Origin of the sequence: Mycobacterium sp. Aquia_216, from assembly GCF_026723865.1 — a bacterium.
Lineage (GTDB): Bacteria > Actinomycetota > Actinomycetes > Mycobacteriales > Mycobacteriaceae > Mycobacterium.
Genome location: NZ_CP113529.1, coordinates 215,657 through 240,795 on the forward strand (window position 1 = coordinate 215,657; position 25,139 = coordinate 240,795).

Below are 25,139 nucleotides of genomic sequence, written 5' to 3' on the forward strand. Positions count from 1 at the left end.
TCTGCTCGATTACAGGCCTCCCTACGCCGACGATTTTGGTAAGCGAATCTGGGATGCGCAGCCCAGCACCCGGGCATGTCCCCACCAGATCGTCGCGGACGGGGTGCCGGCGGCGGGTAACTCCGGCAAAAGGTGCGCATTCATGTCATTTCCTGTCGGTGCGAACTGCCGAAACTCCTGAAGGCGTGGCGTGGATCAGTCGACTAAAAGCGGTGCCCCCGTTCGCTGCCGGAGCTGCTTCACGTCGACCGCGCTCGCCAGTTCGACCAGACGTAGGCCGTCGCGGGTGACGTCAATGACGGCAAGGTCGGTGATTATTCGGTCGACGACGCATCTACCGGTAAGCGGCAGGCTGTTCTCCACGCGAATCTTTGGAGTGCCGTCGCGTGCGCAATGCTCCATGAGCACGATGATTTTGCGCGCTCCCTGCACCAAATCCATCGCGCCGCCCATGCCCTTCACCAGCTTTCCCGGCACCACCCAGTTACTCAGGTCGCCCCGGACGCTAACCTGCATGCCGCCCAGGATCGCGATGTCTATCCGGCCTGACCGAATCATCGCGAAGCTGGCTGCCGAGTCGAAGAAGCTGGCACCCGGAACAATGGTGACGGTCTCCTTTCCGGCGTTTATCAGGTCCGGATCCTCCTCCCCGTCATAGGGATACGGCCCGAGGCCGAGAATTCCGTTCTCCGACTGGAGCACGATGTGTACGCCGTCGGGCACGTGTTCAGGCACCAGTGTCGGCAACCCGATGCCGAGGTTGACATAGTCACCGTCGTGCAGTTCCGCAGCGGCGCGTGCTGCCATTTGCCCGCGGTCCCAAGCCATTACGCCACCTCTTCCGCAATCTCGTCGCACGGTGGTCGAGACCGCACGGTTCGGCGTTCGATGCCTTTGGCGGCGATGTCGGCCGCAGTCAGCGGCAGCACCCGATCCACATAGATGCCCGGCAGATGGATGGCGTCGGGTTCGATGTCGCCCGGCTCGACGAGCTCTTCGACCTCGGCGGCCGTGATTCGTGCCGACATCGCACACAACGGGTTGAAATTACGTGCCCCCCTGCGGAATACGAGATTCCCGTGCCGATCTCCCTTCCAGGCATGAACCAGGGCGAAGTCGGGCCGCAGCGCCGTCTCGAGAACAAACTCGTGCGCACCGCCGTCCCAGTCGAACGATGCGACGGTCTTGGGCTGCGAAGCAGTGTCCACCGATCCATCCGGTGCGTACCTGATCGGCAGCCCGCCGTCGGCGACTTCAGTGCCCACGCCGCTGCGGGTGTAAAAGGCGGCGATGCCCGCGCCACCGGCACGCAGCCGTTCGGCCAGAGTGCCTTGCGGGATCAGCTCGATCTCGATCTCTCCGGCCAGGTACTGGCGCTCCAGTTCCTTGTTCTCGCCGACGTACGACGCAACGAGCCGGCGGATCTGCCGGTTCTCCAGCAGCAGTGAATTGCCGAGCCCGCCGATACCACAGTTGTTCGACACCAGGGTGATATCGCGGCTGCCCAACTCGGCCAGGGCCGCCAACAGCACGGCAGGAATACCGCAAACGCCAAATCCGCCGGTGGCCAACATGATCGAGTCCGGGATGTCGGCGACTGCCTCTGCGGCCGTGCTAATCGTCTTGTCCATGCGGGCCCCTAATGCAGTTTCGCCAGTTGTTCGAGCACCTGCTCGGGTGATGCCGAGACGGGAATGGTGGTGAGCAGAATCTCGCCCGCCGGGATGTCGGCGCCCGCCGTCCAAAATTCGTCGGAGAGAAGTCCGATGGGCGGGTCGCCCGGCGAGCTCTCGACTGCGGAGTCCGTCCACAGCGCTAATGACCAGTCGAAGTGTCCGGCGACGTTGGCGATGGAGGCGTAGGACTCCAGCTTTTCCGGGCTTCCCGTTGGCCCGCCGCGGCTGTCGAGCAGAACCAGAGCAACCGGCAGGGAACCCAGCTGGCCGAGCCATTCGGCGATATACATCGCGGCCCGGTCGGCGTCGTCGGCTGCCACCGCATCAAGTGCGTTGTCGGCGACTTGGTGGGCCCACGACAGCCAGCACACCGGCGATGGCACGTGCAGCACCAGTTGGCGCCGCGACGTGCCCGCCAGCGTTCCTAGCACCTCGCGACTGGCCGCCAGCACCGCATCGTCGGCCAGCAACGCACGCAACGGATAGCCCGTGCGGACACGGCTGCCCATGGCTTGCACCAGTCCCGGGCGGACTTCGATGTGCGCACCCTGGAAGCGACGAACGTCGACCCACATCGCGTCCGGGTCAAGCAGGCCGCGGACTTGCGCGAAATGGCCCGCCGCCAGCGTGGTATCGGTCCACGGAATCGGTGCGCCTTGTCGGATCACCGCGGTCGAATAGTCGACGTCGTTGATCAGCAGGGGCCGGGTACGCCCACTCGGAGGGAGAGCCACCAGCGATTTTGCACTCAACGCTTTACCTTTCCAGCGGTCGGCGACGATGCGTCGCGATCAGGCCAGCCGCGTAACGTTTTCGCCGTATCGCTGCTCGAGCTCGGCGATGCGCGCCTCGAGTTTGGCGATCTTGACCTCACGGCGGTCGGGCACCATGACGATGGGCAGTTCCTGCAGCGGTGCGGTGACGCGTTCGGGGCCGTCGATCGTGTAGACCGTGGCCACGATGTCCGGTGTGTCCGGGGTCCACGTGCCCCACGACCCGTAGTAGGCGAGGTCCTTTGGCGGCTCCGGCTTGACGAATTCCGCGCAGAATTCGGCAAACGGCTTGCCGCGTTGCAAGCGTTCCTTGCGGATCTGCGCCCTCGCCTTTTCGGTACCCCCGGCGTCCAGCCGGAAGGTCGCCGGGTCATAGCGCACCCCGAACACGTCCTCAGCCACCCGCTGACTGATCCGACCGAGTTCGGCGTCGCGGACCACCGACTCGGGCAGCCGCTCCAGCGGATCGCCATATCCACCGCCGGCGCCCTGGCTGATCATGTACAACTCGCCATCCTTGGCGAGATCGAACTGCAGACCCATGTGATAAGTGGAGTAACGGCCGTCCGGGAACGGGCGTTCGTTCATCACCTTCTCCATGGACAGGTCGAATTTCTTGTTGTCCTGCCGGAAGTGCTCATAGACGTTAGTGCCCTTGACCATGGCCAGCGGATAGGTGCCGCAGCCGTAGCCGCCGTACATCCCGTAGATCGACGAGAACTTCGCGCCCGAGGTCACCGTCATGAACCCCCATTGCGGGCTACCTTCGGCAGCTACGATCATCTCGTATCCCATTCCGCCGTTGAACTTTCCGAAGCCCATGTTGTCGCGGATTAACCGCTTGGCAACGAGCTGCATGAACGGCACCTCTTCTTCCATCACCTCTTGCTCGGCGGTATCTGCCATGGCGCAGAACAACGGCGATACGGCGTCCTCCCCATCGCGGAATGGCTTTGCGCCACCGGGCATTCCGTTGAGGTCCGCGCACAGGTTCCCGACCATGTCGCCGTGCTGGGTGATGCCGCCCCACAGGAATGTGTTGATCTGGTTGAACCAGTTCGCGACCACGTTGCTGTACTTATGCGGGCAAGAAAATGACATCCTGCTGTAGAGGGCCTGCATGGCCGAAAAGCCGCGGAAGGAGGCCTGCAGGGACTGGCCCATCGGGGCGTCGTAGGACGCATCGGCCCAGGTTCCTTCGTCGGAGATGATCTCAATACAGCTCATCGCGGCGGTGCAGCGCGGCAGGTCCGGCCACCAGAATGCCAGGATCGCCTGCATCATCATTGATTTCACCGAGCAGAGGGGTGAGTTGATGGCACGGTTGAGGATCTCCGGCCCGGTCCCGCGCAGATCGACAGTCATCGTGTCGCCTTTGACGGTGATCTTGCACGCGAACTTGATCAGGATGTTCTCTTTAAGGGTGCTGTCCATGAACTGGTCGAATCGGTAAGTGCCATCCGGTAATTCACTGATCCGGCGGCGTACCTCGGCGTCGACGTCCTCTACGGTGATACGCAGCGCGGCTACGAACGTGTCGGTGCCGACCTCGTCGATGACCTTGTCTATGCGCTCCATGATCTTGCGCACCGCAGTGATCTTCACCTTGAGATCTGCCAGCTGCAGTTTGGGGTCGCGCACCGAGTGCTGCAAGAAGGTCAGCAGATCACGGCGCAGCTGACCACGCTCGACGATCTTGAACGGGCTCATCCGCAGCCCGTCGTCGAACGCGGTCTCCGAGCCCGATGGCATGCCGCCCGGTTCGCAGGCGCCGTTTTCGCCTTCATGAATGGTGGCGGCCACCCACGCGATGATTTCGCCGTCACGGATGATCGGCATGATCATCGACTGGTCGGTGTTGTGCACGTTGCCGAACCGGGCGTCGTTGTGGATGAACCCGTCACCTTCATGAATGCCGACCGTCGGCTCGTCCTTCCAGTTCTTCATGATGTAGCGGATCGGGTGGTGCAGGATCGCGCTGAAGGCGATGACCCCGTGACACGACAGATACGAGACGTCACCGGCACCGGTGTAAATCGCCGTCGTCAGGTCGCCCCACTTGGCGCCGGGCGCAGCGCCCTGGGCTTCGCACATCTCGTAGCCCTCGTCCAACGCGCCGGCAATGCGTTTGCGGATGCGTTCCACCTGCAGTCGATCCACGCCGGCGGCGATGGCCAGGTCTTCGTGCAGCGACCGCGCGGAGATGCTGTGGCTGCGCATGATTTCCCGGTCGGGCCCCAGGAAAAGCGTTGTCTCATCCATGAATCGGTCGACCCATTGCTGCTCTTCGGCAGTCAGATGGCCGGTTGGGCGTTCGTTAACTGTGGTCATTGGTTGTCCGTCCTTTGGTCTTCGCGAAACGTTGGCGGTGTCAGTCCTGCAGGAACCACACGGCCCCCTGCACGGTCGGCTCCAGCCGCCAGCCGGGTTCGACGAGGAAGGTGGTGTTCTCGGTGGTGACGATGGCCGGACCAGCGATCACGCGGTCGGCCGAAAGGGCGTCTTGGTCGTACACCGCGGTGTCGATCGGGTTGCCGTATCCGATCAAGTGCGCCTGGCGCGTCCCGATCGGGATTGGCGCGCTGCGTTCTCCGCCGTGCTCCAATGTTTCGAAGTTCACCACGTCGCCGTCGACGAACGACGCGACCCGCACGGTGTTGCAGCGGATCCCGGCCTCCGGGGCGGCAGAGGACGCGCCGAAGCGATGGCTATAGACGTCCCCAAAGGTCCTGATGATCTGCAGCACGTCGCCGACGCCGTTGATGCGGTGGATGTCCTGCAGGGCCACGGCCTGGGTCAGCAGCTGGTTGCCGTAGCGCATATCCAGTTCGAGGCGGTACTTGACGACCTCGCCGGAGAAGCCCTGCCGGATCAGATCCTCACGCCCACTCGCCTCCAATTCCTCCACAACGGCGTTGAACTCGTCGTACTCGTCGTAAAGCTTGCGTGTTGTCGTGTTGTACATTGTCACGTGCACACCGCGCTCGTGGAAGTGCAGCTGCTTCATGTTCCCGGCGCCGCAAGCCGCGAATACGGACGAGAATGGCGGCGCCAGAACGCGTTTGATGCCGGCATGGCGTGCGATGCCGCAGGCGTGCAGCGGTCCATTGCCCCCGTAGGCAAGCATTGTGAAGTCTTCGGGCAGATATCCGCGGACCCGCAGCTCCTTGCCGATGCCGATCGCCATCTGCTCGTCGACGCCGTCCTTGATGACCCGCGCGACCTCGACCGGATCCATGTCGAGGTGGTCGCACAGGTCCTCCTCGATGGCGAACAGCGACCGCTTGGCGTTCAGCTTGATGTATCCGTTGGCGTAGTTGTCCGGATCCAGGTACCCCAGCAGCAGGTCGGCATCGGTGACGGTGGGGCGCAGGCCACCGCGGTCATAGCAGGCCGGGCCCGGGTTAGAGCCCGCCGACTTCGGCCCGATCTTGATCGAGTTGTGAATGCGGTCGTAGCTGGCGATCGAACCCCCGCCAGCGCCCAGAGTATCGAGGTGCACCATCGGCACCGACACCAGCCACCGATCGATGGTGGGCAGGAAGTCGTAATGCTTCACCCCGCCCTCGGGAACCAGACCGATGTCGAACGAGGTCCCCCCCATATCGGTTGCGATAACGTGGCCGATACCCGTTTCATTCGAAAGATGTTCAGCCGCACCAACACCGGCGATCGGCCCGGAGTGAATCGTCTGCAGCGCGTCGGTGGAGTTCATCTGCGCCATGCCGCCGGAGTTGTGGATTACCAACATCGGCTTGTCGTAGCCGAAGTCGCGCAGATTGCTCGACAGCTGCGCCAGGGCGTGAAACATGATCTCGTGCAGGTAGGCGTCGATGATCGTCGACGTGGCGCGGACGTACTCCCCCTTGCGCCCGGAGACCTGGTGACCCAGCAGCACCGGGATCGCACCGAGCTCGTGCGGGGGAAACTCGTCGAGAATGATCTCTTGAATCGCGAGCTCGTGCTCGGGGTTCTCGGTCGAGTTGACCAGTGATACCACTATCGCCTCGGCGCCGCCGTCGACCAGCTCGCGAACCATCATGCGCACGTCGTCGGGGTCCAGCCGCGCGACGACCTTCCCGGCGGAGTTGATGCGCTCCTTGACCGAACGGATCATCGCCCGCGACACCAGCGGCTCGGGACGCTCGGCGGCCGGCAGGTTCTGCTGCATCGCATAGTCCAGGCCCTCCCCATAACCGCGACCGCGGGATAGCGGGATGGTGTCTTCGAAGCCGTGGGTGACAATGGCGGCCACCTTAGGCCCATTGCGCTCGATGAGCGCGTTAGTGCCCAGAGTGGTCGCGTAGCGGACCGAATCCACTTCGGACAGCACCGTGGACCGGTCCAATCCGGCTCGCTTGCAGGCAAGGTCGAGCGCATCGTTGAACCCGATCGCCAAATTGTGATGGGTCGTGAGCGCTTTGGCGTCGACGTAGACATCGCCCCAGACAAAGAAGCAGTCGGTGAATGTGCCGCCGATGTCGACCGAAATTCGTTTCATGCTTTGAGTTCTCCGGGGTGAGTGGGATCAGCGGATGTGGCCGGCGGCCTTGAGCGCGGCGGTGTACTTCTGCGCATCTTCACCGGGCCCGTAGTTGTGGACGGCTTCGGCGTCTAGGCCGCGCTCCGCCCATTGCTTACGCAGCGCGGCGACATCGACGAGGATGTCAACGGCGGGCGGATGGCCCGGCGGCAGGTACTCGCACTCGATCTGCGTGCCGCAGCCGGGACAGTAGTACTCGAGAATCCGGCAGTAAGTCGGATCGGGACTGAACGTGTACTCATACCGCTCGGGATCGATGATCGGCTGGTGGATTTCGCGGGGATCGCGGTCATGGACCAGGGTTCTCGACTTGTAGTTCTCGTGCGCCGAGCCCATATCCTGGGCACACACCCGGCATACCCACCGTTCGGTGTCGAGATCGATGACGAGGTATTCGGTCATAGGGACTCGCATCGGAGTCCTCCTTCCGCGGAACAGCGTGGACGGTGCGATTCAGAGGTTGTCGGTCAGCATCAGGTCACCGGCCCAGGTGACCCGGAACTCCCAACCCGGCAGTACCCGGGCGGTGAAGAACGGGCCCTCGATGATGGCGGGCCCCGTACCGGCATGGCCGGGACTCAGCTCGTCGAGCACATGCACCGCAACGTCGTCGACCCGGTCCGCGGCGGCGCGGATGGGGCGCCGACCGATAGACGGCGCGGTACTCGGATCAGCTCGTGTACTCTTCGGCAGCTCTGGATGTGGAAGCGCTGCAGCCACATCCAGCTGCAGCGAAACAACACAGCCCGGATAGTCGACCTCGTCGCCGCGCTGGTACGGCAGGTGCGACACCGTCGCGTCATCCACGCTCTCCAGCAGCAACCGCCAGGTGGTCTCGCAATCGGCCAGTAAATAGCCTTCCTGGAACATGTCTCGGTCGGCGCGCGCCAGCAGAGCGTCATGGACGGCACTGGCCGAATCGGCACTCGGCTCGGGAATGATCACTTCGTAGGTCTTGCCGATGTCGGAGAACGAGATCCCGAACGCCGAGAAGACAGCCGCGGTGCGTGGGATCAGCACCCGCTTGATGCCGGCCAGCCTGGCCGCGCCGGTGGCGCTCATCGGCCCCGCTCCGCCGAAAGCCAGCAACGTCGTGACGTCTTTGACGGCCCCCGCCAGCGCGACCGCGAGCGCGTCGAAGTAGGCGTGTTCCATGCGGATCAACGCCTCTTCAAGCGAGATCCCGAGCGGCTCGGCGATCGTTTCGGTGATCACCGACCTCGACCGGCCCGGATCGAGGGTGAAGGTCCCGTCCAGGTAGGTGTCGGCGTCGAGCACGCCGAGCAGCAGGTTGACGTCGGTGATGGTGGCCTGTTTCCCGCCGAATCCGAAGCATGCCGGACCCGGTGCGGCACCGACCGACTGCGGCCCTACCGTGATCTCCCCGTCGAGAACCTGGATCACCGATGAACCGCCCACACCTGCCGAGGTGAGGTGGCTCATCGGATAGGAGATGCGTACCCCTTCGATGCTGCCCCGGTCAGCCACCACGACAATGTCGTCTTCGACGACACCGACGTCGGTGGTAGTGCCCCCCACGTCCATCATCAGGGCGTGCTGCAACCCGTAAGCTTTCGCCAGCGCCGCGGTACCTTCCAGCCCGCCACGCGGCCCCGACGAATACGTCTTTAGCGCAACCGATTTCGCAACTCGCGAGGACGCGCCGTCGTTACGGTAAACAAGCAACGGGTTGACCACCCGGTAGCCCTGCAGCCGCCGCTCGGCACTGTACAAGAACCGCTCCATCGTCGGATGCAGGAATGAATTGACCACACATGACCACGCGCGCCGCGTGTGATCGCGGTCTCCGGCCAGCTCCCAGCTGTAGATCAGCGGGACCGAGCCCAGCAGGTGGCGGGGAAACTTGCGCAACAGCACGTGCCGGAGCCGCTGCTCCTGCAGCGGACTCGCTCCGGTGACGACGACCCGAGCCGCCCCCAACGTGGTCAGCCGGTTGATCTTTTGCACCGCATCGAACTCGAAAGCCTCGGTGTCGGCATCCGGGTCGAAGGTCACAAAGCGATCACCGACCAGGTCGGCGAACAGTTTTTCCCCGGCGGGAGTCTGCTGCATCGCGGTCGCCAGCCCCGTCATCGAAGTCAGGATCCCGATCATCGGGCCTCGCCGTTCCACCAGCGCGTTGGTGCCCTGGGTGGTGGAGTACCGAATGTGCTCGGCCTCGTGCAGCAGCCGGGTGATATCGGCGTCGCCGTAAAGGGCTTGTGATGCCTTTTCAATTCCGGTGAACAGGCATTCGGACAGGTCGTGCGGGGTGGTCAGCGTCTTGGTGAAGCGGAAGCCGTCGCCGTCCCAGACGCAGATGTCGGTCAGGGTGCCGCCATTGTCGATGTTGATGAGGGTTCCCATGCCGCTCCGTTTCGAGGTCGCGTTTCACATTCGTCGGCGGATGTGCTGCACACCACATCGCTGCCCGAAAAACATTGCCGAGGTCTCACGGCGGCGGGCTGTCCCAAAATGGGACACAGCCGCATACCCGGGAGATGACCGCCCTCTCTTTAAACTTGGCGTGACGAAGCGATGACGCAAAAGTCATCCCGCAGCCAGGAGCGCGCGATGCCTGATAACCCCGGCCGGATGCTGCGGGTAGCTGCTGCCCGTGCGGACTTCCTTGAGTACGGCAGCACGGGTGCGGCGGGCGTCTCGGACATGGTGGTGGCCTCGTGGGAGCGCAGTCAGTCGGCAGGCGTGGACGTATCCAGCCCCAACAGCGTGTTCACCGATGATCTCGACACGGGATCACTTTTGGTGCGCTGCGCGCGACCGGTACTCGAGCAGCTCGAGACCGATATCGCTGACATGCCGCTGGTCATCGCTTTGACGGACAGCAAAGCCCGGGTGGTGCGACGGATCGACAGCTCGGCGGCGGTGGCACGGTTGCTCGACCGGGTGGATCTCGCACCTGGCTTCGACTATTCCGAGTCGACGATGGGCACCAACGGCATCGGCACGGTGTTCGAAGCGGGCCAACCGGTCAGTGTGGTGGGGCCCGAACACTTCAGCGAGAATCTGCACCTCTTCGCCTGTACCGGGGCCCCGGTGATCGACCCGATCACCGGACGCGTCGAGGGTGTGCTCGATATTTCGACGCTGTCGGACGCGTGGAGTCCCCTGATGCACACCCTGGCCAATAGCGCCGCCAAAGACATCGGGCGTAATCTTCTGCTCGACCGGGGGCAGTCGCAGCGCGCCATCTTCGAGACCTACCTGAAGGTCACCGCGCGTTCGCCCCGCGAAGCCGTCTTTGCGTTCGGCGACTCGGTGTTCATGGCTAATCCCGCTGCCCAGCAGCTGTTCGACCCCAACGAACAACGCACATTGCGCGAGCACGCAACCTTCCTGATGGCAGGCAAGGATCGGGCCAGCGACACCTTGGCTTTACCGGGTGGGCAGCGGCTAGTCCACATCCGCGGAATCCGCATCGTCGCTGGCTCAGAGGTAGCGGGGATGGTGGTGGTCGCGGAGCTGGTCGCAACGCGCCAACCCAGCTCGCCGCGCGATTTCAGCGAGCAGCAACTGCCGCCGATCGCGATCGCGGCACCACGGACTTCGCAGATCGTCGAGCAGCTCTCCCGGTCCCGCGAATCTCTGGCCGGAGGCACCACACCGGCGTGGATGCGAGCGGTCGGCGAGCTGCGTGATGCGCTTGAACAGGCAAAGCCGGCCCCAGTGCTCGGTGAGACGGGCGTCGGCAAGTTCACGTTGGTAGGCGAGCTGTTCCATGCCGTCTATCCCGAGGCGCGCAGCATCTCACTCGATGCTGCGCAGCTCAACGGCGGAGGCCCGCCATCGGGCATTACTTCCCTGGCGGGATGTCCACGAGAACCCACTCTGCACATCATCAGATACATCGACCAGGCCACTGCCGAAAGTGTGCAGTGCCTGGAAGCTTATTTCTCGGCGGTGGAATCGCTGGACGGCCCGGTCTGGATAGTGGCAACGGGAACGGATTCCTCGCCGGGGTCCGATCTGCCGTTCCAGGAACTGTTGCACCATTTCGAAGTCGCGATCACGGTGCCCCCATTACGTTGCCGCACAGACGATCTGCCCAGCCTCACCACGGCATTACTGCGCGACATCGCCCCCGACCGCAACGTGCGGATCAGCCCCGACGCCCAACGGATCATTTCGCGATATTCGTGGCCTCGCAACATCGCTCAATTGCGCGAAGCACTGGCGCATGCGATGCACCGGCGCCCGGTCGGCGAGATCCAGACCTGCGATCTTCCCAGATACTGCCAGACCGCAGCCCGGCATACATTGACCCCGTTGGAAGCGGCCGAACGCGACGCGATCGTGGGCGCCTTGCAGGAGGCCAATAGCAACAGGATGGCCGCCGCCGCACAACTCGGGATGTCACGTTCCAGCCTTTACCGCAAGCTCAAGACATATGGCATCACCGTCTGACCGGCGGACAGAACTGGCCGACGATGGAGCACGATGACGTCCGGTCGTGGGACGTCTCCGACGGGCTTCTATCGTCTCGACCCCAAACCCCCGGGCGCGAGCAAACCGGTCAGTCGTTTATCAGCTCACAGGTGGTGGATGATCACACCCCGAACAGCAACAGCTCCTGGGCGGTAACCAGGCGCTCTTGCTTAGCGGGAAACTCGCGGCTCTTCACAGGGTGCCGGAACAATGACCAGGCCATTCGCCCCACCCGTGTACGAGGTACTGGTTTCACATGCACAGTGACCACTCCTGCGATCGATCTGCTTAACCGTGACTCCGTTGTGACGAAGCGCACAAGTCGTTATTAGATACCCGCGCCCTGGCAAACTGCGGGAGACTCGCCGAACGATTTTCGGCGTGTTTCTGGTGTGACTGGTGTGACTACTGAAGCGGTACGGCAGTCGGCTTGATCGGCGCCGGAAGCGCGGTTGACCCCATCAGATACCGATCCACACCCGCGGCCGCGGCTCTACCCTCGGCGATCGCCCAGACGATCAGCGACTGGCCCCGACCCATGTCTCCGGCAACGTAAACGCCCGGCACCGAGGTCTCGTAATCGGCGCCGCGCGCGACGTTGCCGCGGTCGGTGAGCTTCACGTCGAGGTCGGTGAGGAGGCCCGCTTTCTCCGGGCCGACGAAGCCCATCGCCAGGAACACCACATCCGCCTCGAGCTCGAAATCGGATCCCTCGACCTTGACGAACTTGCCGTCCTGCATCGTCACTTCGTGAACCTTGAGGGCGGTCACGTGGCCGTCTTTGCCGACGAACTCCTCGGTGTTGACCGAGAACACGCGCTCGCCGCCCTCTTCGTGCGCCGACGAGACCCGATACATCAGCGGGTAGGTCGGCCACGGGGTGGACTCGGCGCGGGCTTCCGGTGGCCGCGGCATGATCTCGAACTGGTGGATGCTGGCCGCGCCCTGCCGGTGCGCGGTGCCCAGGCAGTCGGCTCCGGTGTCGCCGCCGCCGATGATGACGACCTTCTTGCCCTTGGCGGTGATCGGCGGCTCCCCGTCGGGGCCCAGCACGTCGTCGCCCTCCTGCACGCGATTACCCCACGGCAGGTATTCCATCGCCTGGTGGACGCCGTCCAGTTCACGGCCCGGAATCGGCAGGTCGCGCCAGGCGGTGGCACCGCCGGCCAGCACCACCGCGTCGAAGTCGGCGAGCAATTGTTCGGCGGTGATGTCGACTCCGACATTGACACCGGCCCGGAATTCGGTTCCCTCAGCCCGCATTTGGTCGAGTCGCCGTTCCAGGACGCGCTTCTCCATCTTGAATTCCGGAATGCCGTAGCGCAGCAATCCCCCGATGCGATCGGCACGCTCGAAGACGGTGACGCTGTGTCCCGCGCGGGTGAGCTGCTGGGCGGCGGCCAATCCGGCCGGGCCCGAACCGATGACGGCAACGGTCTTTCCGGTCAGCAGCGTCGGCGGCTTGGGCTCGACGAATCCCTCGTCGAAGGCGTGATCGATGATCTCCAGCTCGATCTGCTTGATCGTCACCGGATCCTGGTTGATTCCCAGCACACACGCCGGCTCGCAGGGCGCCGGACACAGCCGGCCGGTGAAGTCGGGGAAGTTGTTGGTGGCGTGCAGTCGTTCGATCGCGTCACGCCATCGTCCCCTGCGCACCAGGTCATTCCATTCCGGGATCAAGTTGCCCAGCGGACAGCCGTTGTGACAGAAGGGAATACCGCAGTCCATGCAACGGGTCGCCTGCTCGCGCAGGGTGCCGTCGTTGAACTCCTCGTAGACCTCGTTCCAGTCCTTCAACCGCAGCGGAACAGGCCGGCGTTGCGGCAGCTCCCGATGCGTGTACTTGAGGAAGCCTGTTGGATCAGCCATGCGCCGCCGCCATAATCGCCTTGCCCACATCGACGCCGTCGCGCTCTGCTTGCGCGATCGCCTGTAACACCTTCTTGTAGTCCCGCGGCATCACCTTTGCGAAATGCCGCTGTTGCCCGTGCCAGTCGGCCAGGATCCGCTGGCCGACAGCGGAATCGGTGGCATCGACGTGCGCCTGGAGGATGCCGTGCAGGAAGTCCGCATCATCGGAGTCGAGAGCCTCGAGATCCACCATTTCGGTGTTGAGGTTCTCCGGCAATTTCTCGTCGGGGTCGTAGACGTAGGCCACCCCGCCGGACATACCGGCCGCGAAGTTACGACCGGTGGCGCCGAGAATCACCACCCTGCCGCCGGTCATGTACTCGCATCCGTGATCGCCGATGCCCTCGACAACTGCATGGGCACCGGAGTTGCGGACCGCGAACCGTTCGCCGACCACGCCACGCAAGAAGGCCTCCCCGCTGGTGGCTCCAAACAGGATCACGTTGCCGCCGATGATGTTTTCCTCGGCTACGTATTCCTGCGGCGCATTGTCTGACGGCCGCACCACGATACGGCCGCCGGACAGGCCCTTGCCGACGTAGTCGTTGGCGTCGCCGTACACCCGCAGGGTAATGCCCTTGGGCACAAAGGCGCCGAAGCTGTTGCCCGCGGAGCCGTCGAAGGTGATGTCGATCGTTCCGTCCGGCAAGCCTTGTCCGCCATAGGCTTTCGTCAGCTCGTGACCAAGCATGGTGCCTACCGTGCGGTTGACGTTGCTGATGGTGGTGGAGAACCGGACCGGCTTACCGGAATCCAGCGCCTCGCGACTCATCACGATCAACTGCTGATCCAGCGCCTTGTCCAGGCCATGGTCCTGACGCGAGCTGCAGTACAGGTCCTGGTTCATGAATGCGGACTCGGGCTCGTGCAGCACCGGAGCCAGATCCAGCTTGTGCGCCTTCCAGTGTGCGCGCGCCAGCGTGGTGTCCAGCGCGCCCACTTGGCCAACGGCCTCGTTGAAGGTGCGGAAGCCCAACTGCGCCATATACTCCCGAACTTCTTCGGCGATGAACATGAAGAAGTTCTCGACGAACTCCGGCTTGCCGGTGAAGCGCTCGCGCAGCACCGGATTCTGCGTGGCCACGCCGACGGGGCAGGTGTCGAGGTGGCATACCCGCATCATGATGCAGCCCGCGACCACCAACGGGGCCGTGGCGAAACCGAATTCCTCGGCGCCCAGCAGCGCGCCGATCATCACGTCGCGTCCGGTCTTGAGTTGTCCGTCCACCTGGACCACGATCCGGTCGCGTAACCCGTTGAGCAGCAAGGTCTGCTGCGTCTCGGCCAGCCCGAGCTCCCAGGGTGCACCGGCGTGCTTCTGCGAGGTCAGCGGTGTGGCACCGGTGCCGCCGTCATGCCCGGAGATCAGCACGACGTCGGCGTGCGCCTTGGACACACCGGCCGCGACGGTGCCGACGCCGTTCTCGGACACCAGCTTCACGTGCACGCGCGCCGACGGGTTGGAGTTCTTCAGGTCGTGGATCAGCTGGGCCAGATCCTCGATCGAATAGATGTCGTGGTGCGGCGGCGGTGAGATCAGCCCGACTCCGGGCGTGGAGTGCCGGACCTCGGCCACCCACGGATACACTTTGTGTCCCGGAAGTTGGCCGCCCTCACCGGGCTTCGCGCCCTGGGCCATCTTGATCTGGATGTCGGTGCAGTTGGTCAGGTAGTGCGACGTGACACCGAACCGCGCCGACGCGACCTGCTTGATCGCGCTGCGGCGCCAGTCCCCGTTGGAGTCGGGGTCGAAACGTTTGACGTCCTCGCCGCCCTCACCGCTGTTGGATCGGCCGCCCAGTCGGTTCATCGCGATGGCGAGCGTCTCGTGTGCCTCGGCGGAGATAGAGCCGTAGCTCATCGCTCCGGTCGAGAACCGTTTGACGATCTCACTGGCGGGTTCGACTTCGTCCAGCGGAACCGGGGGCCGTACGTCGCCGCGAAACTTCAGCAGTCCGCGCAGCGATGCCATCCGCTCGCTCTGGTCGTCGACCAGTCGGGTGTAGTCCTTGAAGATCTTGTATTGGCCGGTGCGGGTGGCGTGCTGCAGCTTGAACACGGTCTCCGGGTTGAACAGGTGGTATTCGCCCTCACGGCGCCACTGGTAGTCCCCGCCCACCTCGAGTTCACGGTGCGCGCGCTCGTCCGGACGGTCCAGATAGGCCAGCTTGTGCCGGATGGCGACGTCGGTGGCGACGTCGTCCAGCGAGATGCCGCCGGTCGGGCAGGCCAGCCCGGTGAAGTACTCGTCGAGCACGTCCTCGGAGATCCCGATGGCCTGGAACAGCTGGGCACCGGTGTAGGAGGCCAGTGTCGAAATGCCCATCTTGGACATGACTTTCAGCACGCCCTTGCCGGCGGCCTTCACGTAGTTGTTCAACGCCTTGTCGCGGTCTTGCCCGGTTGAGAAGCCGTCGATGACGCCGCGGTCGAGCATGTCCTCGATCGACTCGAACGCCAGGTAGGGGTTGACCGCAGCGGCGCCACAGCCGATCAGCATCGCCATGTGGTGCACCTCGCGGGCGTCACCGGACTCGACCACCAAGCCCACGTGGGTGCGGGTCCGATCCCGCACCAGGTGGTGGTGCACCCCGGCGACCGCGAGCAGGGACGGTATCGGGGCCATCTGCTCGTTGGAATCCCGGTCGGAAAGGATGATGACCCGGGCGCCGTCGGCAATCGCGGCCGACGCCTGCGCACGCACCTCTTCCAGCGCGGCTTCCAGCCCGGCGCCACCCTCGGCGACCGGGTACAGACAGTGAATCACCTTGGAGCGCATACCGTGTGGGCGCCCGTTGACCTCGTCGTCCGGGTTCAGGTTGATCAGCTTGGCCAGCTCGTGGTTACGCAGAATCGGTTGACGCAGCATGATCTGATGACAGGAGTACTCGTCCGGGCTGAGCAAGTCGCGCTCCCCGCCGGTGGTGCCCTGCAGGCTGGTCACCACCTCTTCGCGGATGGCGTCCAGCGGAGGGTTGGTCACCTGCGCGAACAGCTGGTGAAAGTAGTCGTAGAGCAGCCGGGGGCGCTGCGACAGCACCGCGACCGGGGTATCGGTACCCATCGACCCGATCGGCTCGGCACCGCTGCGCACCATCGGGGCCACCAGCAGGTTGAGCTCTTCGTAGGTGTATCCAAAAGCTAACTGCCGCATGACAAGTCGATCGTGCGCCATCCGGACGTACTTACCCTGCGGCAGCGATTCGAGCGGAACCAGGCTCTTGTCGAGCCATTCCTGGTACGGGTGCTCGGCGGCCAGCGCGGCTTTGATCTCCTCGTCGGCGACGATGCGGCCCTGAGTGGTGTCCACCAAGAACATCCGGCCCGGTTGCAGGCGCATCCGCCGCACCACGGTCGACGGGTCCAGGTCCAAGACACCGGCCTCGGACGCCATCACCACCAAGCCGTCCTCGGTGACCCAAATGCGGGATGGGCGTAGGCCATTGCGGTCCAGCACGGCGCCGACGACGGTGCCGTCGGTGAACGTCATCGACGCCGGGCCGTCCCACGGTTCCATCAGCGATGCGTGGTACTCGTAAAACGCCCGCCGCGCCGGGTCCATCGACTCGTTACGTTCCCAGGCCTCGGGAATCATCATCAGCACCGCGTGCGGCAGGCTGCGCCCGCCCAGGTGTAGCAACTCCAGCGCTTCGTCGAAACGCGCGGTGTCGGAGGCCCCCGGGGTACAGATCGGGAACAACTTCTCGAGATCGTCGGCCGACCCGAAGATGTCGGTCTTGATCAGCGCCTCACGCGCCCGCATCCAGTTCTCGTTGCCGGTCACGGTGTTGATCTCGCCGTTGTGGGCGATACGCCGGAACGGATGCGCCAGCGGCCACGACGGGAAGGTGTTGGTCGAGAACCGGGAGTGCACGATGCCCAGCGCGCTGGTCATCCGATCGTCTTGCAGGTCAAGGTAAAACGCCTTGAGCTGCGGGGTGGTCAGCATGCCCTTGTAGACCATCGTCCGGCCGGACAGGCTTGGGAAGTACACCGTTTCGCGCCCGGGTCCATCCTGGCCCGGGCCTTTGGTACCGAGTTCATGCTCGGCGCGCTTGCGGACGACGTAGCAACGGCGTTCCAGGGTCATGCCAGAGGCCCCGGTCAGGAACACCTGCCGGAAGGTGGGCATCGCGTCACGGGACAGCGCGCCCAACGACGAGTCGTCGGTGGGCACATTGCGCCAGCCCAACACCGTCAGGCCCTCGGCTTCGGCGATCTTCTCCACCGCGGCGCACGCCGCCACGGCATCTTTGGACGATTGCGGTAAGAACGCGATACCAGTCGCGTAGTTGCCCGGCGAGGGCAGCTCAAAATCCACGACTTCCCGCAGGAAGGCGTCCGGCACCTGAATCAGGATTCCCGCGCCGTCACCGCTGCGGGGCTCGGCGCCCTGCGCGCCACGATGCTCGAGGTTGACCAGTGCGGTGATGGCCTTGTCGACGATGTCGCGGCTGCGGCGGCCGTGCATGTCGACGACCATGGCTACCCCGCACGAATCGTGCTCGTACGCGGGGTTATATAACCCAACGCGCGTGGGCGTCATATGCACCTGCCTCTTCACCAGAACCTGCTGCGCGACCGTTTTTCAGTAGCTCGGAGGGGCTACACCCAGAGGTTGCGGGCTGACCCCTTCGGTCTTGTCGATAGGCTCTCTCCCAAGCGGAAAATGATCCGATGGGCGAATCGTCCGTGCGGCGCTGAACGGTGGCGTGTACCCGGTCTCGACAAGTCGTAAAACGATATGACAAAAACCGCCTGACATGCCAACTTGGACCAAGTCTAACCCGGCAGGTAGCGGCAACGTAAATTCGCTGCGGACCTTAACCGATAACCCGGGGAAATGGCGTTCAACTGCCAACAATCCGCCCGCGACAGCGCAGACCGGCCGGATCGCGCGCCCGCTCGGTCGCCTACCCGGGTTTGCTGTGACGCCGGCCTTGCGCCCGCACCAAAATGGCCGGAATCACACTGCACCCGCGGATTCGCACCCCAGCTCGCGATAATGCATGGCAGTAATGCTGCCGGTATCGGCCGCCGGCAGGGCCGACCGGACGACTCAGCTGTCACACGGGTACCTCATCAGGGCCATCGAGTTTGCGCGATACTGGTAGGAGCGCATGAGGAGATACCGGGCCGATACTGATCGGGTATCACCGTGCGGCCGGCCCCACGCACGACGATCGATCGCCCGGCACCGAGGAGCCCATGAACGAGCGCGACGAATTCCTGCGCGACCGGCTGCAGCCCGACCCGGCCCGCGCCCCCGCCGCACGACCGCCCGAGCCCCCTTCCAGGGACCACCGGGGCGCACCGCCCGCGGCATTTTCGCCGCCTTCGCAGCGATCCGCCGCGCCACCGCCGCCTCCGCCACCACGACGGCCGCCGGTCGCGCCGCCGCGCCAGCACGTCACTGCCCCTCCCCCGCCGCGACCCGTCGCGCCGCCTTCTCCCCCGCCCGCCCTCCCGCCGGCGGCGGACACCGGCCCCGCCCCGGCCGCCACGCCCGAACTTGCCGCCCGCGGCTGGCGACGCCTGCTGCGGCTGCTCACCTTTGGCCTCATCAACCTGGGCCCGTCGCCCGCACAACGTCAAGACGCCCAATTCGAAGCCGCTATCCGAACCGGTTTCCGCGGCAACCACAAGGTGGGCGTCGTGGGCAAGGGTGGTGTGGGAAAGACGTCCGTCGCCGCCAGCGTCGGCTCCCTGTTCGCCGAGCTTCGCCGGGGGCAAGACCATGTGGTGGCGATCGACGCCGACACGGCCTTCGGTCGGTTGAGCAGCCGAATCGATCCACGGTCGACGAGCTCGTTCTGGGAACTGACGGCCGACAAGAATCTGGAGACCTTCACCGACGTCGCCGCGCGGGTGGGCCGCAATTCGGTGGGCCTGCACGTGCTCGCCGGCGAGCCGGCATCCGGTCCGCGCCGCGTGCTCGATCCCGCGATCTACCGGGAAGCCGCGTCGCGGCTGGATCGCTATTTCACGATCTCGGTCATCGATTGCGGCTCCACGATGGATTCACCGGTCACTCAGGAAGTCCTGCGGGACCTGGACGCGCTGATCGTGGTGTCCTCGCCGTGGGCCGATGGGGCGTCCGCGGCAGCCCGAACCATGGAGTGGCTGTCGGATCAGGGCATGACGGGGTTGTTGCACCACACGATCGTCGTGCTCAACGATTCCGACGGGCATGCCGACAAACGCACCCGGGCGCAGCTGGCCCGCGAGTTCGTCGATCACGGCCGGCCGGTGGTCGAGGTGCCCTACGATCCCCATCTGCGCCCCGGCGGCGTCATCGACGTGAGCCACGAGATGGCCGCCCCCACACGGCGCAAATTACTGCAGGCCACCGCGATGATCGCCGGCTTTTTCGGGGCGAACCCCAGCCGTGCCCCCAACGCCCGGCCGGGCGGCGACGAGAGCTGACGCTTCGTGCTTCAGGTGGCCGCAATCCGTGCCGACGGGTCGGCGATCGCCTCGATCTTGGTGACGAGCGGGCCGCGGATGGTCAGCACGATCGCGGCGAACAGGCGGCGCCCGGCGAACGCGAGCACCACGGGTTGCCCGGCGGGACCGCTGACCAGAGTGACTCCCGGCCCCAGATAGCGCATCAGGTTGGTGGCCACCGCATCCGGACCGTGGTTGATCTGCGGTGGGGGTGTCGGGTCGGCCAGCACCGTGCCGACCCCCCAGACCGTCGGGTCGAGGACCGCGGTCAACGCGGCAATGTCGCCGTTGGCGCACGCGGTGATGAACTTCTCGGTGACGAGTTGGTGCTCGGTGGAGGCCACGTCACTCAAATTCGGCTGTGCCGCAGTGAATTTCGAGCGCGCGCGGCGCGCCAGCTGACGACAGGTGCCGACCGGGCGGCCCACGGTTTCGGCGATCGTGTCGAACGGGACGCCGAACACGTCGTGCAGCACGAATGCGACCCGTTCGCCGGGACTGAGTCGCCGCAGGACTTCCATCAAGGCGGTGCGGACCTCGTCGTCGAGGGTGACCCGATCCGCCGGATCCAGGCTTCGTGATTCCGCCACTTCGGCGCCCGGATCCCCATGGCCGGGGCCGCTCAACCGCTCGTAGCGGGTGCGCGCCGAACGCACCTGATCGAGGCAGAGCCGGCTCGTGACGACGGTGAGCCACCCGCGGACGTCGTCGATCTCGTCCGGGCCGACCCGGGACAAGCGCAGAAATACCTCTTGCGCAACGTCTTCGGCGTCGCCGACGTCTCCGAGGATTTGGTATCCGAGGTTGACCAGATAGGGGCGGTGACGACGCCAGGCGTCGGCGATCTGGTCCGTTGGCGGCGGGGACTGGTTCATGACATGTCGACGATCCGGTGTCGGAAAAAGTTACCTGCCACCGACTGTAACTTTCCCTCCCCCCGCGCCCGTCGTTGATGAAGATCTTCGACCTCGGGAGGAAACACCATGACGATCGTCGTCACCGGGGCGACCGGTAATGTCGGGCGCCCCCTCGTCACCGAACTTGTCGCCGCGGGCGCCCGAGTGCGCGCCGTCACCCGCACGCCGGACACCGCCGGGTTTCCCGCACCGGTCGAGATGCTCGGCATTCATCGACTTGGGTTTCGGTGCTCGATTCGCCGACGCATATATGGCAATGCTCGCCGAAACGCTGGACCACCCCGCACCGGTTACCCATGACGTAGAGAAGATCCTCGGCCGGGCACCACTGTCCTTCGCGCAGTGGGTGTCTGAGCACCGCGACCTGTACACGAACTAGTCCCCGAGACAGGAGATTCCGAAATGGCCGAACCACAGCCACCGCGCTACCTCAAACCCATGAACAAGATGATGATGGCGGTGCAACGCCTGGGGATACCGACCGGCCCCGCCATGGTGTTGACGGTGCCCGGCCGTAAGTCGGGTCAACCGCGCAGTACCCCGATGACACCGTTCGAATTTCAGGGCGGCCTCTATGTCGTCGCCGGCTACCCGGGCGCCGACTGGGCCGCGAACGCCCGGGCGGCGGGTACCGGCACGCTGGCCCGGGGCCGACGATCACGGCCCGTCAGAATCGTCGAGCTGACCGCCGAACAAGCACGCCCGGTGCTGCGGGAATTCCCCAAGAAGGTGCCGGTTGGCGTGTCGTTCGCCAAGAGGTCGGGAATGGTGCACGACGGCACGTCCGACGAATTCGAGGCACTGGCGGGCCGGCTCGCCGTCTTCCGCTTCGACCCGGCCACCTCGACATAAGCGACAGACAGGGCGGGAACCTCGTTTGGTTCTCGCCCTGTCTTCGCTCGCTGAGCCGTAGGAGCTCGGAAGATGTAGCTGTGCAAGTGTTTCCGCCGGATGGTTAAGCTGTTCCGGCGCCGACCCTCCCCGTCGGTGCGGCCGGGGTCAGGCGGATTTTGCGGTCTCGCGCACCGGGTATCCGTTGCGCTCGGCCAGTGAGCGCAGTTGGCTCAGCGCGAACGCCCGCGGGCGCCCCGATTCAGGAATCACGACGCCGGCCCACAGTCCTTCCGCACCCGCTGATTCGACGGCATCGCGGGCACACAGCCACCGGCGTGGGCATGCCCGGCACAGGGCTTTGGCCTGCGCGTCAGGAGTCGTCGTCCAACGATCGGGGTCCGTGGTGCACGCGCCCAAAGGGATGTTGTACTGCGTTGTTGCGGTCATCGCTACGTTCCTCCAGCAAGCGTTGCAGTTCTGCGTCCTATGACTCGAAAGGGTATAGCACTAACTATTGCAATGCAACAGTTTCATGCTGCACTCTTCGATCGGGTCCGTATGCAGGCGCTTCGGTCCACATCTCACGCGCCGCAGGCTTCACCAGCATTAACGGCTGGAAAACGGTGGCGAAACGGTGCCGCAATGGTCTAGCCGACCAGGACTTTCGGCGATGGCTCGCGCCGCGGGCCCGGGCATCCGCCACACGCGAAGCTGAACTGTAGCGGTGATGCGGTTACGGTCGGGTTACCCCGCGGGGCCGCTGGCGGACGCTTTCCGTAACAACTTGGCGTAAAACTGTAGCGGCGCGATAGGATTTGGCGGACGCAGCAGTTAGAATCCTGGTGGCGGACAGCCCGCCCGGCCACCGAATTTTTGAACGAGGAATCACAGCCGATGTCCAGCGCCGCGTCAACTGCCCGGCCAGCTCTGCTGGTTGTGCACAGCGGCGACACGTCGCACGCGATCGAGCCCGGGCGTGGCGCGGTGACCATTGGCCGAGAGCCTCAGGCCGGTGTGCGGATCGACGATCCCCAGATCTCCCAGGAGCACTTGCGGGCCGAACCCACCGACGGCGAGTGGCGCATCGTCGACAGCAGCCCGAGCGGCATGTTCGTCGATGGATTGCGAAGGACATCCGTGACGATCACCGACAAGACGATCGTCCGGTTCGGTGACCCCACCGCGGGAAAAATCCTGACGTTCGAGGTCGTCAGGCCGCCGAATTCTATTGAGCAACAACAGCCTAGCGATTCTGACGAGCGGGGGGACAACATCGCGGCCACAGATCTGGATCCGGGGGTGGTTCGCGCCGGAGCCGCAGCCGCCGCCCGTCGCCGCGAACTCGACATCAGCCAGCGCAGCCTCGCGGCGGACGGGATCATCAACGCCGGCGCGCTGATCGCTTTTGAGAAGGGGCGTAGCTGGCCGCGGGAACGGACCCGAGCCAAGCTCGAAGAAGTGCTGCAGTGGCCCGTCGGAACCATCGACCGTATCCGGCAAGGGGACGGGGTCGCCGATGACGCCACCACGCAAAACACCCCGGTCGACGGCCCATCGGCCGACGACCCAGAGGCTGACGGCGCGGCATCGCTGATCGCTCAGGCGGTGGTCGCCGCGGTGGACGGTTGCAGCCTGGCCATCTCCGTATTGCCGCCGCCCGAGGATCCTGATTTCACCGAGCGCTCGGCTCCCATCCTTGCCGATTTGCGCCAACTCGAAGCGATCGCCGTCCGGGCAACCCGGATCAGCCAAATCACCCCGGAATTGATCAAGGCACTGAGCGCGGTTCGCCGGCACCGCGACGAATTAATGACGCTCGGGGCCAACGCTCCAGATGCGCCGCTGGCACAGCGGTTGTACGCGTCCAGGCGCAGGGCTAACCTTTCCACGCTGGAAATTGCACAAGCGGCCGGCGTCGACGAAGAAATGATCGTGCGCGCCGAGGACGCGGAGCCTTTGCCCGCGCACGTGACGACTGCGATCGAAACGCTGATAGGCCACATCAACTGATTTCGGCGGGTCTGCGATCACACCAATTCTAATTGTTCGCTTTTCGGCAACCTTGCCGCAATGTTTACCGTGGCGGCCGAGCGCGGGGTGGTGGAAGCTGTTGCGTAGCCGAAAAATTCGTGCATTGGACCCGCTCTGAGCGCTGTTAGGCTCGATCTACCGTGCACGAGATCGGTGCACGGACCAACGAGCTTGAAGGGAACACCGAGGTGGCTTGGCTTAACGGTGCGACAGATTTAGCGACCTGTGTGAAGAGTTTTGGATCCGGCGTTACTGCCGCATCATCCGGTGACTGGGTGAACCTTGGTGCAAGCGCGGCCACCATTGTCGGCAAAGGGTTGATCTACGCGGGCAAGCAGAACGCGGTCTTGGCAAAGGCGTTGAAGGAGAGCGGAACAAAGGTGCTCCCGACGCCGACGGCGATTGTCGATGCCGCCGCGTTGGCCGTCACCATCGTCGACTTGCTTAATGGATTCGGGTCCCCCAACTCAGGGTCGGCAGTATCCACCGCCGCGGACAAACTCGACCTATTCATCAAAGATCTGGACCCCGGGGCCCTCCCGGACCCCCGCGACTGGAGCGGTACCGCGGCGACGGCCTACGCCGGTCAGGTTGCCCTGCTGAAGGGCTATGCGACGACGATGAAAGAATACGACAAGATCCTGAAGGGCTACTTGGCTGAGCAGGCCGCCGCCGTCAAACAGGCGCACCTGTGCTGCAACGTCAACGTGGCCGTGCTGACCGCCGCGGCGGGAATCGCCTTGGCCATGTACCTGATCCCTATCGCCGGCCCGGGAATTTCGCAGGCATGGCAAATCATCGCCGCTTTCGCGTGCTGCGCGGCGGTCTTTGTCGTCGAGATGCTCACCCTGTCGAGTTCGATGGGCCTTTCCAATCAGCTTTCCACCTTGGGCCAGAAATACGTCGAGCTCGGCAAGGACGTGGACACCAAGCTGGCGGGCAGCTTCGGGAAGATCGAGGGCAAGGTCCTGGCCGAGACCTCAAACAAGCTGTCCGGCTTCCGGGCGGTCTCCGACGGGCTCACGGATTACTCCTTCGCCGCGGCGCCGACCGTTTCCAAGTTGGGGGCCGCAGCCGGCGACAAGGCTTCCCCGGCGCAAAAGGCGGTGCTGGAGTCCAATTCCCAGGTTGCCGCGAAGTCCTCGGCCGACACAAAGACAGACACACCGACCAAGACGAGCGACAAGACCCCGACACCGGCGGCGTACACGCCGCCCAGCCTGGCTCAGATCGGTCAGGCGTCCCAGGGGCTGAACCAGGTCAGTCAGACGCTCAGCCAGGGAATGCAACAGATACAGTCGCTCGCCCAATCCGCAAAGGGCTCGGCTCCGGCCGCTGCTCCCGTCGCGGCGCACGACGTGAGCGACGTCAAGGACGAGGACGCCAAGAAGGACGAGGAAGCGAAAGCCGGCGCCGCCGCCGGTAAAGACGGTACGGAGCGCGCACCAGTCGATGCCGCTGCGCCCGCCGCCGCTGCGCCGGCCGCGGCAGGTCGCGAACGCGTCCTTTAATGCCGCTCGCGCGTCAAAAGCGCAGCGAGCCAACGCAATAGAGAAAA

Annotated in this window: 16 protein-coding genes and 1 pseudogene; 6 read left to right on the forward strand and 11 right to left on the reverse strand. The window is 64.7% G+C overall.

Annotated features, from left to right (window positions below):
- Positions 1–195: 195 nt before the first annotated feature.
- From OK015_RS01090 to OK015_RS01120, 7 genes are read right to left on the reverse strand one after another with little or no spacing between them, the layout of a single operon-like run.
- Positions 196–828, reverse strand: coding sequence for a 3-oxoacid CoA-transferase subunit B (locus OK015_RS01090; protein WP_268128596.1), 633 nt, complete (start codon positions 826–828; stop codon positions 196–198).
- Positions 828–1,631, reverse strand: coding sequence for a CoA transferase subunit A (locus tag OK015_RS01095; RefSeq protein ID WP_268128597.1), 804 nt, complete (start codon positions 1,629–1,631; stop codon positions 828–830). Before OK015_RS01095 ends, OK015_RS01090 begins: the two co-directional genes overlap by 1 nt.
- Positions 1,632–1,639: 8 nt before the next feature.
- Complete coding sequence (locus OK015_RS01100) at positions 1,640–2,428, reverse strand: hypothetical protein (RefSeq protein ID WP_268128598.1); 789 nt, start codon at positions 2,426–2,428, stop codon at positions 1,640–1,642.
- Between the two features lie 39 nt (positions 2,429–2,467).
- Positions 2,468–4,780, reverse strand: a complete 2,313-nt coding sequence (locus OK015_RS01105) for a hydantoinase B/oxoprolinase family protein (protein WP_268128599.1) — start codon at positions 4,778–4,780, stop codon at positions 2,468–2,470.
- Positions 4,781–4,820: 40 nt separating this feature from the next.
- On the reverse strand, positions 4,821–6,950 hold the full coding sequence (locus OK015_RS01110) for a hydantoinase/oxoprolinase family protein (protein ID WP_268128600.1): 2,130 nt from the start codon (positions 6,948–6,950) through the stop codon (positions 4,821–4,823).
- Between the two features lie 27 nt (positions 6,951–6,977).
- Positions 6,978–7,406, reverse strand: a complete 429-nt coding sequence (locus OK015_RS01115) for an acetone carboxylase subunit gamma (protein WP_268128601.1) — start codon at positions 7,404–7,406, stop codon at positions 6,978–6,980.
- 39 nt (positions 7,407–7,445) lie between these two features.
- Positions 7,446–9,359, reverse strand: a complete 1,914-nt coding sequence (locus tag OK015_RS01120) for a hydantoinase/oxoprolinase family protein (RefSeq protein WP_268128603.1) — start codon at positions 9,357–9,359, stop codon at positions 7,446–7,448.
- 207 nt (positions 9,360–9,566) lie between these two features.
- On the opposite strand from OK015_RS01120, the gene OK015_RS01125 reads away from it, so the two are divergent.
- A complete protein-coding gene (locus OK015_RS01125) occupies positions 9,567–11,417 on the forward strand; it encodes a sigma-54-dependent Fis family transcriptional regulator (RefSeq protein ID WP_268128604.1) in 1,851 nt (616 codons plus the stop codon).
- Between the two features lie 426 nt (positions 11,418–11,843).
- Here the strand turns inward: OK015_RS01125 and OK015_RS01130 are convergent, their stop codons facing one another.
- Both OK015_RS01130 and gltB read right to left on the reverse strand, forming a co-directional pair.
- Positions 11,844–13,310 carry a glutamate synthase subunit beta gene (locus tag OK015_RS01130; RefSeq protein ID WP_268128606.1) on the reverse strand — a complete coding sequence of 489 codons (1,467 nt, stop codon included), beginning with the start codon at positions 13,308–13,310 and terminating at the stop codon, positions 11,844–11,846.
- Complete coding sequence (gene gltB / locus OK015_RS01135) at positions 13,303–17,898, reverse strand: glutamate synthase large subunit (protein WP_268128608.1); 4,596 nt, start codon at positions 17,896–17,898, stop codon at positions 13,303–13,305. The genes OK015_RS01130 and gltB overlap by 8 nt, the downstream gene beginning before the upstream one ends.
- A gap of 662 nt (positions 17,899–18,560) precedes the next feature.
- Here gltB and OK015_RS01140 point away from each other — a divergent pair.
- A complete protein-coding gene (locus tag OK015_RS01140) occupies positions 18,561–19,778 on the forward strand; it encodes a MinD/ParA family ATP-binding protein (RefSeq protein ID WP_268128610.1) in 1,218 nt (405 codons plus the stop codon).
- Between the two features lie 11 nt (positions 19,779–19,789).
- On the opposite strand, the gene sigI is transcribed toward OK015_RS01140, so the two are convergent.
- Positions 19,790–20,674, reverse strand: coding sequence for an RNA polymerase sigma factor SigI (gene sigI, locus OK015_RS01145; protein ID WP_268128611.1), 885 nt, complete (start codon positions 20,672–20,674; stop codon positions 19,790–19,792).
- Positions 20,675–20,782: 108 nt separating this feature from the next.
- Between sigI and OK015_RS01150 the strand changes: the two are divergent.
- Together OK015_RS01150 and OK015_RS01155 are read left to right on the forward strand one after the other, a co-directional pair.
- Positions 20,783–20,938, forward strand: a pseudogene (locus OK015_RS01150) (NmrA family NAD(P)-binding protein); the annotation flags it as partial.
- Positions 20,939–21,118: 180 nt separating this feature from the next.
- Positions 21,119–21,568, forward strand: coding sequence for a nitroreductase family deazaflavin-dependent oxidoreductase (locus OK015_RS01155; RefSeq protein WP_268128613.1), 450 nt, complete (start codon positions 21,119–21,121; stop codon positions 21,566–21,568).
- A 147-nt stretch (positions 21,569–21,715) separates the two neighbouring features.
- Here OK015_RS01155 and OK015_RS01160 read toward each other — a convergent pair whose 3' ends face one another.
- The gene (locus OK015_RS01160; protein ID WP_268128614.1) at positions 21,716–21,997 is read right to left on the reverse strand and encodes a WhiB family transcriptional regulator; all 282 of its coding nucleotides are present in this window, start codon (positions 21,995–21,997) and stop codon (positions 21,716–21,718) included.
- A 447-nt stretch (positions 21,998–22,444) separates the two neighbouring features.
- On the opposite strand from OK015_RS01160, the gene OK015_RS01165 reads away from it, so the two are divergent.
- Together OK015_RS01165 and OK015_RS01170 are read left to right on the forward strand one after the other, a co-directional pair.
- Positions 22,445–23,560, forward strand: coding sequence for an FHA domain-containing protein (locus tag OK015_RS01165; protein ID WP_268128615.1), 1,116 nt, complete (start codon positions 22,445–22,447; stop codon positions 23,558–23,560).
- A gap of 296 nt (positions 23,561–23,856) precedes the next feature.
- Positions 23,857–25,092 carry an EspA/EspE family type VII secretion system effector gene (locus OK015_RS01170; protein WP_268128616.1) on the forward strand — a complete coding sequence of 412 codons (1,236 nt, stop codon included), beginning with the start codon at positions 23,857–23,859 and terminating at the stop codon, positions 25,090–25,092.
- The last annotated feature ends 47 nt before the right edge of the window (positions 25,093–25,139 follow it).